Origin of the sequence: Clostridium sp. HBUAS56010 (assembly GCF_007115105.1) — a bacterium.
Lineage (GTDB): Bacteria > Bacillota > Clostridia > Lachnospirales > Lachnospiraceae > Lacrimispora.
In genome coordinates, this window is the sequence record NZ_SULJ01000003.1 from 54,481 (window position 1) to 66,375 (window position 11,895).

At 38.7% G+C, this 11,895-nt stretch carries 12 protein-coding genes; 2 read left to right on the plus strand and 10 right to left on the minus strand.

Features of this window, described 5'->3' with window-relative positions:
- Positions 1-54: 54 nt before the first annotated feature.
- The 4 genes from FAY33_RS06915 to FAY33_RS06930 form a co-directional block, all read right to left on the minus strand.
- A complete protein-coding gene (locus tag FAY33_RS06915) occupies positions 55-666 on the minus strand; it encodes a hypothetical protein (RefSeq protein ID WP_143320148.1) in 612 nt (203 codons plus the stop codon).
- 421 nt (positions 667-1,087) lie between these two features.
- Entirely contained in the window at positions 1,088-2,338 is a 1,251-nt protein-coding gene (locus FAY33_RS06920) for a hypothetical protein (protein ID WP_143320150.1), read from the minus strand.
- On the minus strand, positions 2,335-2,889 hold the full coding sequence (locus FAY33_RS06925) for a helix-turn-helix transcriptional regulator (protein WP_185967524.1): 555 nt from the start codon (positions 2,887-2,889) through the stop codon (positions 2,335-2,337). Before FAY33_RS06925 ends, FAY33_RS06920 begins: the two co-directional genes overlap by 4 nt.
- 225 nt (positions 2,890-3,114) lie before the next feature.
- Positions 3,115-3,738: a hypothetical protein gene (locus FAY33_RS06930; protein WP_143320154.1), complete on the minus strand. Its 624-nt coding sequence runs from the start codon at positions 3,736-3,738 to the stop codon at positions 3,115-3,117.
- Between the two features lie 310 nt (positions 3,739-4,048).
- Here FAY33_RS06930 and FAY33_RS06935 point away from each other — a divergent pair, with 310 nt between their 5' ends.
- Positions 4,049-4,558 (plus strand): hypothetical protein, encoded by a 510-nt coding sequence (locus FAY33_RS06935; protein WP_143320156.1) that lies wholly within the window; start codon positions 4,049-4,051, stop codon positions 4,556-4,558.
- On the opposite strand, the gene FAY33_RS06940 is transcribed toward FAY33_RS06935, so the two are convergent.
- Positions 4,528-5,811: a DEAD/DEAH box helicase gene (locus tag FAY33_RS06940; RefSeq protein WP_143320158.1), complete on the minus strand. Its 1,284-nt coding sequence runs from the start codon at positions 5,809-5,811 to the stop codon at positions 4,528-4,530. The two genes, FAY33_RS06935 and FAY33_RS06940, sit on opposite strands and share 31 nt — an antisense overlap.
- A gap of 31 nt (positions 5,812-5,842) precedes the next feature.
- Positions 5,843-6,004, minus strand: a complete 162-nt coding sequence (locus tag FAY33_RS19330) for a hypothetical protein (RefSeq protein WP_185967525.1) — start codon at positions 6,002-6,004, stop codon at positions 5,843-5,845.
- A gap of 297 nt (positions 6,005-6,301) precedes the next feature.
- On the opposite strand from FAY33_RS19330, the gene FAY33_RS06945 reads away from it, so the two are divergent.
- Positions 6,302-7,105 (plus strand): GNAT family N-acetyltransferase, encoded by an 804-nt coding sequence (locus FAY33_RS06945; RefSeq protein ID WP_143320160.1) that lies wholly within the window; start codon positions 6,302-6,304, stop codon positions 7,103-7,105.
- Positions 7,106-7,155: 50 nt separating this feature from the next.
- Here FAY33_RS06945 and FAY33_RS06950 read toward each other — a convergent pair whose 3' ends face one another.
- The 4 genes from FAY33_RS06950 to FAY33_RS06965 all read right to left on the minus strand — a co-directional run bounded on the left by FAY33_RS06950 (position 7,156) and on the right by FAY33_RS06965 (position 11,549).
- Positions 7,156-7,602, minus strand: coding sequence for an N-acetyltransferase (locus FAY33_RS06950; RefSeq protein WP_143320162.1), 447 nt, complete (start codon positions 7,600-7,602; stop codon positions 7,156-7,158).
- A gap of 68 nt (positions 7,603-7,670) precedes the next feature.
- Positions 7,671-8,510, minus strand: a complete 840-nt coding sequence (locus FAY33_RS06955) for a nitroreductase family protein (protein WP_143320164.1) — start codon at positions 8,508-8,510, stop codon at positions 7,671-7,673.
- Positions 8,511-8,674: 164 nt separating this feature from the next.
- Positions 8,675-9,625, minus strand: a complete 951-nt coding sequence (locus FAY33_RS06960; RefSeq protein ID WP_143320166.1) for an NAD(P)-dependent oxidoreductase — start codon at positions 9,623-9,625, stop codon at positions 8,675-8,677.
- 433 nt (positions 9,626-10,058) lie between these two features.
- Entirely contained in the window at positions 10,059-11,549 is a 1,491-nt protein-coding gene (locus tag FAY33_RS06965) for a hypothetical protein (protein ID WP_143320168.1), read from the minus strand.
- Positions 11,550-11,895: the final 346 nt, after the last annotated feature.

Here is an 11,895-nt window from a genome sequence, read left to right on the forward strand (position 1 = left end):
AATGAAACTCTGTATGGGACTTCCCTCTTTTTATATATCGCTTAAATACGTTTCTTATTCTGATTCGTTATAGTCAACCAGCACCATTCCGCCCTTTCGTTCAAACCCGGTCGCCCAGAGTTCTCCAAACGGCAGCCAATGAGACTTTCCATAAGTTCCAATCTTAATATAGGCTCCGTCATCCCGTTCCTCATAGCCCACCAGCATAAACCAGTGCCAAACCAGATCTTTAAACTTTGAGCCTTTGTGCTTTAAGAGCAAAAAGGGAATGGCAATCCCCTGATCAATCTGATCTTTTACTTTTTGAAATGCCTCCTCTACGGAAACATCTCCATGACAGCCAGTAAGTTCCAGATTCTTATCTCCCACATCATTTAAATAATGGTTAAACCCATCTATCAATAATTCCAGTGTGTCGATCCCCTGAAGGCGAGGTTTTAAATAAGGCTTCATCTTCATGGCAAACTTAATATAATCTTCTTTACAGAGATTCTGAATCTCATAAGGATACAGATGTACCAGGTTATGATGGAGTGCTGCATTGATGCAGACATCACATGCCGCTGCTGCTCCGCAGCCGCCTAAACGCATCATCGGATCACGAAACCAGTCCTGATTACCACCAAATGAATGATTCACATTAAAATAGGGCAGTTCTCTTTTCATATTACCCCTCCTTCTTTTTTATGATATAAGGATTATAGTCCTATATTCTGATTTCGTAAAGAAAAAGAATCAGGAACTAAGAATTCTATGTAGTAATTCCCATGGATATATTTATAAACAATGGAAGGTTCTGTAATTAACCGGGTAAAGATCATAAAAGGCGGGTCCGAAAAACGGATACCCGCCTGAAGTATTTCAATTATAATAACAGTATCTTATCTTTTCCAATGTAATTAATTACCACCACCAGTTATTCCGGTTGCAGCAACGCCAATTACACCGGCATTTGCATCTGTTATTATTCCAACCCCAGCACCGATTAAAGCAGCCCATAATTTCACCCCCCTTCTCTGTCGTATATTATATCTTATGGAACGACTGGAAAAGATGTGAAAATCGTGGGGGTTAAGGGTTTTTTGATTTATTCATTCCGGTAAGGTTTATCATAACGATTCTTGTAAGCACCGTTCTTTTTCAGATTCAGATTCCAGTAAAAATCCGTTAAACCGGTCAGCGATAAAAGGGAATAGAAAAACTGTGCCGCCTTAGGTAAGTATTTCAGTTTCTCATACTTTTCCTTCAATCTCCGATCCATCAAACCGGTTTGTACATATGTCTTCCCTATCTGTTCCATCTCGTCAAAGAACTGTTTATTTGCCTTTTCCGGTTTCATTCGCAGTCCTTCCACTCCTCCTTTTATTATGGTTCCGTCAAATGATACGCCCAGCCTTTTCGTAAGAAGTTCCAGGTATGGTCTTAAATAATAGGATTGACTGTTCTCAGGAAACCCGGACTGAACAAAGAATGCCATATGAACCTCTTTCCGGTCAACGGGTTTTAACTGCTGAAAAAACTTCATGACAATTCCTGACATTGCATGAACATAAAGAGGAAAAACAAACAGATGATTCTCCACAAGGGAAAACTCTTCTGCCCACCTGGCATGATTCTTTTTCTGAATAAGATCCCTGACCTCCACCTGTTCTGCTCCCTGAGCCTTCATTCCCACCACAATCTTCTCGATAATCAGTCTGCTGTTGGAATGAATCCCTCTTGGAGAACCGTTATAAATCACCCACTTTCCTGCCGGTTCCCGTTCCGTCACCTGATGGGAAAGCTTTTCAGCCAAAGGCTTTGTATGCTTAAGTTCAACCGTACGAAATGATCCCTGATCAGCCAGCAGCTCTTTGCATTGGCTGTGAAAATGGTATGCCATCCGCCCCATATGATCTCTTATTACCTTAATTTCTTCTCTATTAAGTCCATTCTTTTCAAAGAAAATATGAATATCAGGATAAGAGTCATACCGCTTTAAATGACAGCACTCTCCATTTCTTATATAAATATAAGGCATATAGAGCTGAATCAGCCGATCCAGAAATGTCTTTCCCTTTCCATCAATAAAACCTTGCTCCGTATGGAAAAGAAGAATTACTTTCTCACTGTTTATATAATCCTTGTATAATCCAGACGCATGATCTTTGATGGCACAAAGCCCGGGAGTCTTCCACCAACAGCTCCAGCATCCGGTACAGTCTCTGATCTCCGTTTCATCCCAATGATGAAAGATTACTTCTGCTTTCTCCCAGCTGTCCTCATAGTGATTTTTAATCTCCTGACACAGAGCTTCATGCTCCCCTTCTCTTCCCAAATCGAAAACCGTTATCCTCATGATTCATCTCCAATCCGCTTTAAATAATGATCAAACCACTCAATGACAAAATCTGTATAGGCAAGTCCAAATTCAAGTGCGTCATTCTCATATTTTGCGGGTTTACAATTCTTAAAAATGGTCTGATTCTTGTCGGAAGGTCTGTCTTCTCCGTTTTGAATCTTGAGAAGATCCCTTTTCATATCCTGAAAATATGTAATCTGTGTTATTATTGACTGGATCCGCTCTTCTTTCGTTAATTCCTGAAAGAAAAACATCTTTAGCAACTGGGTGCACTTATACTTATCCGGTCCAAGATCCTGTCTCATTAACTCTCCAAACCGTACTTTTCCAGAGTCCGTAATACGGTAATATTTCTTCTTTCTGCTGCTGTCAGGAGCCACATCTGCCTTGATATAACCATTGTGCTCCAGTTTCACCAGTGCCGGATGAATGACGCCCTGGCTTGTGCTTAAAAAGTATTCTGTACTTCTTTCCATTCCTTTTTTTATATCGTATAGGGTAAGAGATTCGTTATGAGACAAAAATCCCAGAATAATTAACTCAATCATATGTGGATTCCTTTCCGTTCCTCTACATATGTCTAATAGACATATAGTGATTGAGAAATCATAATATGATTTTAATGGTTTGTCAAGCTGCATTTTCTTTCCAAGAGTTCAAATACATATTCATAAAATCAATAAATAAAAAAATCCAGGATTATGAGAAATATTTACTCATTCCTGGATTCTATTCTATATTTATTATCTTAAACTAAAATCAAAAAAAGCTGTTTATTCATTCATCGGATTATTAGCATGGGGTTGCCTTCTAAGCCTGTTCATCGCATTGAGAGTAAACTGTATGATTGGACCATAGGACAACGTTGCAATCAGAGTACCAAGACCAATACTTCCCCCTAATAAGGTTCCTGTTGCAACCAGGCAAATATCCATTGTAATTCTTACAAAACGAACTTGTTTTTTAAGCTTATCAGCCGCGAACATCATCCATGCATCAAAACCGCCTTCTCCTAATCCAGCCGAAACGTATATCCCAATTCCAATACTCACCAGGAGTATTCCAATAATTAACATGATAACTCTTAAGAGAAAATTTTCGTTTAACTGGTTCACAATCGGCATAAAAAAATTAGCAGAAGCGCCTACTAATACTCCATTGGCAACAGAACCTATTCCAACTCGTTTTTTATCTATAAAAAACAGAATTACTATGATGGATACAACTACAAGCTGAGATGCCGTACCTAAGGGAACACCAAGAAGCTTTCCCATTCCTTCATTAAACAAAGAAAGTGCGTCTAATCCAAATCCAGACTTTGCTTCAAAGGCGATACCGCCCCCCATAATAATAGATCCTGCAATAACCAGAAATAAATCCCACATTCGTTTTGTCATTTGTTTCTCCTTTATTAGAATTCTTTCCAGGGACCCATTAACTTTTCATTTAGCAATCGTTTGTTACCAAACGGCATCTTTATATGATACTATAAAAAGTCAAGAAAGAAAAGAAGATTTCATAAAGAATAAAACGCTGGAAACTTGCATTAAAAAGGACATTACTATGGGTTTTTGGCATTTGCTGTGAACTGGTTCAAGCTTGTCATTTGGCCCATACAAATAGTTACTTCACCTGACAATTTGCATCTATGATTTCCTTTCATTTTATATTTGGGTTTATAAATCTGGACCTGGTCAAGGTAGTACATTGGAAGACTATAAAATACCAATGTCGCACAAATGGGAACTGCCTGTGAAATCAATTCAGGAAAAGGCGGAAGAAATTAACGAAGTGTTGAAAAAAATGATGGGAAAAAGTTTAATGCTGGAATGGGGTATCATGCAGGGAATGCATATAACTGGAAGTACTTCTCCGTATGATTTTTTTCAAAACATATTTGCTTATAAGACAGAACCCTTTTCACATTTAATAACGCAGGATGTTCTTCTTCTCGCAGGACAGAATGATCATTATGTTCCAATCAAGCAGTTTGCCAATCAGATCTCAGCATTGACAAAGGTCCATTCGCTTACTGCACGTACGTTTACATCAGAGGAGTCAGCCGACAACCATTGCCAAACAGGGAATTTGGGGTTGGCTACAGAAGTCATGCCTCGCAATAGATGTTTTGTAATAAAAAAGCTGCACCCCGTCAGAGATGCTGCTTACTTTTTAAATATATTGTACTATCGTCTTTTCTCTCTCTTCGAGAATTGATTATAGCTCTTCTTTTCTTTTAAAGTTCCATCGGCTGTCATGCGGAGTTTCTTCCTGGGAGCAGAGTCTTTCTTCCCAGCGTCCCGCCTTGGCTGCGTCGTCTTGACTGCCGGAAAATTATTCTTTAACGGATAAGGATGATCTTTAATCTCCGTCAGCTTTTTCCCAATCAGCCGTTCAATATCCTCTAACTGGCCTTTCTCATCAAAATCACAAAAGGAAATGGCTGTGCCTCCAAGTCCCGCTCTGCCGGTTCGTCCGATGCGGTGAACATAAGTCTCCGGTACATCCGGCAGATCAAAGTTAATGACATAACTCAGTTCATCAATATCAATTCCTCTTGCCGCAATATCAGTCGCCAGCAGCACACGCAAGGTTCTGTTCTTAAAATCATTTAAGGCACGCTGTCTTGCTCCCTGGGATTTGTCGCCGTGAATTGCCTGGGCAACGACCTTGCCTTTGGACAACTGCCGGATCAGACGATCCGCTCCATGTTTGGTTCTGGTGAACACCAATACCGAATCCATGGTTTTATCCTTTAAAATGTGCATAAGAAGATCTTTCTTATTGCTTTTATCTACATAATACAGATATTGGTCAATGGTATCCACCGTTGATGAGACCGGAGTAATATCAATTCTTACTGGATTTTTTAAAATCGTACTGGCAAGTCTTGCAATATCCGGAGGCATGGTGGCTGAGAAAAAGAGGGTCTGCCGGTTGGTCGGTGTCTTGGCAATGATCTTCTTTACATCGTGAATAAATCCCATGTCCAGCATCCGGTCTGCTTCATCTAATACAAGCATCTGAAGGCGGTCAATCTTAATAATCTTCTGATCCATCAATGCCAGCAGTCTTCCCGGAGTCGCTACCAGTACATCCACGCCCTTTTCTAACTCTTCTTCCTGGGGTTTCTGGGAAACGCCTCCAAAAACTACAGAATACTTTAAATCCGTAAACTTTCCATAGGTCTGAAAGCTTTCATATATCTGCAAGGCAAGCTCTCTTGTTGGGGTAATAACCAGAGCCCGGATATTCCTTCTTCCAAAAGCCTTCTCTTTCTCAAGAAGCTGAATGGCTGGAATGGCAAAAGCTGCCGTCTTACCAGTTCCGGTCTGGGCGCAGCCCAGCAGATCTTTTCCGCTTAAAACAACTGGGATCGCCTGTTCCTGTATGGGAGTAGGGGTCTGATATCCTTCCTCCTCCAATGCCTTTCTAATATCAGGCATAATATCTAAATCATTAAACTGCATAAACACTCCTTTAATATCTGTCTTTGTATATTTATTGTGAAATCTTATTGGTTCTGGTAAATTCAAGTCCTATGTTCTTATTCCGTTTTGCTACTTTTCCAGAACCAATCTTTTTCTCGGCTTGTAAAAAACCGTTTTTTGCTTTTTTTTCTTCTAAAAGCTGTTTCATCTTCTCTATATCATTCATCGACATGTTGGATCTTCCCTTCGGATCATTATTTCGTTGTAGTAGTAATACTCTGAAATCTTGTGGGTCAGAGTTATTTTTTACTATTATATCATAATTTTTGTGATTTGTGGATGGATGCGTATGGGCAGAAGATAATTTGTGGATTTTATTTTTTCTAATATAAGATAGATAGGGATAAGAACAGAAGAAAAGCTCTTTGATTATTCTTGAATAAGATCCGGTTTGTGTGTATAATTACAGAAACAAATACAATAGTATTATACGATATTTACTGGTAAATGAAGGTAAGGAGGTGTTTTCATGACATACAATCCATATGAAATTAAATTCACATCATGTAGTTGGAGCGAAATCAGTGAAAGCGTGGAGTCCTATATTCGGATGAATCAGATGGTAATTGATGCATTTTGGGAAGATCATGTTTTGGAGAGCAACCATTATAAAATGCTGTTTAACGATACAACCATCGGTTACTTTTCTATCCACAATTATTCTACCATCATGCTCTTTTGCGTGATAGAGGAGTTCAGAAGTATATCACAGGAATTATTTGCAAGAATTAAAAAATGGGAATCAATATCAAATGCAATGGTTACCACCGGTGATGAATTATTTATAAGCCATTGTCTGGATAATTTTGTTCGAATTGAAAAACAGGCATACTTTTCCGTCTACACAAATAGAGGCATTCCAAACGAACTGATAAAACCGATTCAGTTGCATCTCGCTGATATCAATGACAAAAAAGATTTAGAGACTCTTCAATTAAGCAAGGGGTTCTTAAATGAAGAGATAGAAAAAATAAAAAATGATCCGGATTTATTAAATATTTATATTGTAGAATTAAACCAAAAAACAGTGGGATTCGGCGTAATTCAATATGGCAGAGTTTTAGCTGACATCGCCAGCATTGGCATGTATGTCTGCGAACCCTACCGCTGTCAGGGCATCGCTTCTAATATCCTTGAAAACCTGAAACAGATCAGTATAAAAAATGGTTTTAAGGCAATCTCCGGATGCTGGTATTACAATCACAATTCGAAAAAAGCTATGGAACTTGCAGGTGCATATTCCAAAACAAGACTGGTCCGGTTTTATTTTTAAAACCGGACACTTATCAAGCGAATATATGTTATGTCAACTAATGTTTTAAATCATAATGGATCTTTTTTTATGTACTTTCCCTTCCATATCATATAATACTCCTCTTCCCCTGTATCTTCATCTACCTGCACTTTTTCTACCACAAACATTTCCCGTATATAAAAATCAATCGCTTTCTTATTCTTTTTATATACAGACAAACTTAAATCAGGATAGAGTTCTTTTGCCTTATCAAGTAATTGTTTTCCAATGCCGCTTGACTGCATATCTTGGGAGACGAAAATCCCTGCCAGATACCCTGCCTTTATGCCCACAAATCCTATCACCTTACCATTGGATTCATAAATATAGACATCTGCTTCTGGAATCATACTCTGAACAGCCTCAAAATTATCCCTCCAGTAACTATCTGGAATAAAGTTATGTGCCTGTATATTGGTATCCAGCCAGATCTTCATCACTTCTTCTAAATCTTTTTGCTCAAATTTTCTAATCAAAATAAGTACCCCTTCTTCTTTATTAAAACGAAACATTCCCAGGGAATATCAAATACCGCTCCACACTCTTACTCTGTCACCCAAGAGAATTCGTATTCCATATGATCCGGATTGTCAATTCCCGGATGTTCCAGTTTTTTAAACGTTCCTGGAAGATCCTTTTCCAGGGCTGCCAAATGGAAATGGCATGCAGCAATCCCCATGTCAACCTTTTGAATATCAATCCTCTCTCCATTGGTTTTCAGCGCTCCATTCTTAAAAAAATGGAAGGAATCCTTATCCTTCATAACCCGCCATGGCTGTTTATTCACAGCAGAAGGCGCCAGACGCAGCATTTCCAACGGAAAGGCATACTCCCCTGCATCTGACTGGCTTAAAGGTTTTGAAACATTCTCTATAAAATACAGATCCTTCCACTCCTTTCTCTGATCAGACTTAGCTGCCAGCCTCATAAACGAATCCAGCAATCTCTTTTTGCTTATGGGATATCCAATTGGAGAAATACAGGGGAAAAGTTCTCCCTCTTTTAAATTCATAGCTGATGCAAAACTACTTCGGTTAAATGTCCCGCCAAGCCAGCAGGTTCCAAGTCCAAGGGAGGTTAGATACAAAACCAGTTTTTCAAAAGAATAGCCCAATGCTTCCAATGCCAGATCCCCTTGCACTACGGATGCTCCAATAAAGTCCACAGCCCCCTTGATAACACCATAGGTTCCAAGCTTTTCTCCGTTGGCTGATGCCTCTTTTTCCAGCAATTGAAAGGAAATATCAATGGAAAACGGATTGGTCAATGATTTCATATATGCTTTAATCTGATCCTTTTCCTTTGTGGAAAGAGTATGGTTATCATAAGTTCTCACACTATACCGTTGTTTCACTGTCTTTTCAATGGAAAATTCCATTTTCATATAAATGAACCTCCTGATTATGTGGCAATGATTTGCCGTGGCTGAGTTGTGTTAATACCCTTTTTTCCCTACTCCGTGTGGATTCCAAAAATGGTTCCACATTCATCCGTATTCCTTTCAAGCTGTTTTATTCTTCTTTCCAGGTGTCGAGACGATCTTGTTCCTTAATCCACCCGGTTGACTGGCTGTCCATCAGTAAATGCTTTGATATTACCCTGAATTAATGACACAAGACGTTTCCTTGTCTCCAATCCTCTCCACCCCATATGAGGAGTGATAATCACATCTTCCATTGTATACAACGGGCTTGCATCATCCAGCGGCTCCGCTTCCTGCACATCCAATCCTGCTCCTGCAATTGTTTTATTATTCAACGCTTCAATCAGAGCTTTTTCATCAATCAGGGCCCCTCTGGCAGTATTGACTAAAAATGCGGTAGGCTTCATCATCGCTAATGTCTCTTTGTTAATCATATGTCTTGTGGATTCGTTTAATGGACAGCTAAGCGAAATGAAGTCGCTTTGTGCTAACAATTTCTCGTTGGTTGTAAAATGAACATTCTCCGTATCTTCTCTGGGCGTTCTGGTGGATACTAAAATCTTCATTCCCATGGCACGAGCTACTTTGATGGTTTCTTTTGCAATATTTCCATAACCGATCACTCCCAGTGTTTTGCCATTCAGTTCCACATGGTCTACCATTAAATGCTTATGGAAATTATCATGATTGCTCTCTGCAAGCATACGAATCTGCTTCTGCATGGAACTTGCCAGATTTAAGATCATAAGGATTGCTGTATGTGCCACCCGCTCACTGCTGTATGCAGGAATGTTGCATAATACGATTCCTTTTTCACGAACTGCCTCCAAATCTATATTATTGTATCCGGTTCCTGCTTCGCAAATCATCTTCACGCTGTCAGGGAATTTTCTAATAATATTACCGGAAACTTTCATCTCTTTTGTTACAACCACAGTAAAACCATTGACCCGTTCTAATATCTTATCTTCCGGGGTTTCATCATAAATTACCACTTCCGATGCAATCGTTGAATAATCAACGTTCCCATCGTAATTTACCAGTCCGGCATTTAATACTACTGTTTTGTCATTCATAACCAATCTCCTCATATGATCCATATGTTACCTTTTTTTAAATAAAAACTGCACTTTATCCAGTTTCTTACCCAAAGTACCAGAGTACTCTCTAATATTTAATTTTACTCTTTCATTCTGCCAAAAACAATCCGGAAAATTATACTTTTTATTTTTTATCAAAAAAATTCAATGGAGGCATCGAAAAGCCAGCTAAAATATTTTTTAATTATAGCATAGCCGTTATGACTTGTCAGTATTGGCAAGGGCTGCTACTAATGGAATCTGTGATATCCGTTTATTCAGATCTTATTAATAACATGAAAATACGCCTCAGTATGGTCTGAAAAACCATACCAGGGCGTACGTTTATATATTCTTTTTGGTTGAAGCTCTCTTAAACCAGTTCTTTTGTATTGTCTTCTTCGGAAAGAAGCTTTTTTATAATAGCCGGTTAAGCATATGTCACCAAATTGTACGTTTGTTCATATTCATTAATATTTGAATAATTCAGCCGGTTTGTTGATAGATCTCCACCCACTCCAAGCATTAAATCTATGTTTTGTACGTTACCATCATGAACGCTTTGTTGAAAATGATTGATTGTTATTGTATATTTCTGTAAATCACTCAGTTCCAAATCATAAGGCTTATGCTTTCTGCTTTGAAAAAAATTATCCCAATTATCAATATCACTGTTATAACGTTGCACGCTTCTGTAGGTACCACTTTTCACTTTGTTATCATACAGATTTTCTCCATACTGTGCTCCGCTTACTAATGCCTGCCTCATATCACCATATCGTTGGTATTGGCTTTTTGTATATTGATAAACAGCCTGAACCGCCGAATGGTCCAAGGGTGCATATAATTGTTTGCTATTTGAAACCATAGAACGATCAGCATATTTTTTTAACTGTTCATCAATCTTTTCCAGATAATTTTCCACATATCCATCAAACGTACGGTTAATAAGAGAAGCCATTCGATTGCTGATTCCAGAATTTTTAGTTAGATAATCGGTTTTCATGGATTGAACTGCCAGATCAAGACCAATGCTTTCCTCGTTGCGTATTGTCCCTATCTGATCCAGAGATTCATACTGTTGTGAAGTCTGCTGCACATAAATAGCTGCAACCTCCAGATCGTGCAAAGAATACGCTGCTGCCTCCGATTTTTCTGACGTCTTCCCTGCAACGAGAGAATGATCCATCTTTTCCCGCAACTGGGCTGCCATGTAGCCATCATCCTGAAGCAGCCATTTATCGCTGTCCGAATCAATCTCAGCATAACTGTGATTGCTTTGTATATAATCAGAATATTCTTTGACACGATTCTCAATTCCAGCACGAATACTTTCTGTCAGATTTGCAGTTTCATCTCCCACACCATTGTCTTCCAGAAAACCGCCTACTACATGAGCATAAGAATCTGCAAGCTTTTCTGTTGCCTTGGAAAACAAGGTATTCAATCTGTCCATTTGCTCTTCCAGGTCTTTCCCCGAATAATTCCCATGAATTCGATCTTGCATTACCGCATAGCGGGAAGCTATATAATCTGCTTTATTACTGAATTGATCAACCGTATTAAGGTAAATACCGACTGAAGAAAAATCATATTCGATGCTCTTCCAGTTAATTTCATCTCCGAGGCCTTTTTTCTCCAGTTTATTGCGGAAGGTTTCTATTGCTTTCAAAAAAGAGTCATTATTTTTTGAATTTGGCAAGCCCACCTCTATAACCTTTCCTTTTCCACTTGCAAGCTCGTCAATGGTATATTTAATATCAAAATGTCTATTATACTGATAAATAACCGCATCCTCTTTTGTATAAGTATCCTCCGACGGGACTCCAATACTTTTACTCAATCGGGAATCTGACTGAGCAGGTCTTGCTAAAGCTTCCAAATAAGGCATCTGCCTCATAATTGAATTAGATATTTGCATATACTACACCCCTTTCTCATTCTAGTGTGTCTGGAAACTGCCTGTTTCAAGATGTGCATTCCATTTTGTTGGATACTTGTTCCAAATGAAGACGACGCAGTAAGCACTAATTGAATTTGGTACAAATATACTGCAAAATAGGACATGCAGATCGGACCAATGAGTTTTCAGATACATTATAGTACCTAAATAAGATATCGACACATTAATTCTATATTTAAGCTTTTTTATACAATTAGATTTATCTTTATTACTATTACTGATCCTTTTACTTCAGAAGGTGAAAATCTTTCTCTCATGACAGGATATTATCCATGAGCAAGGCTATAAGAGTCAACATGAAGCA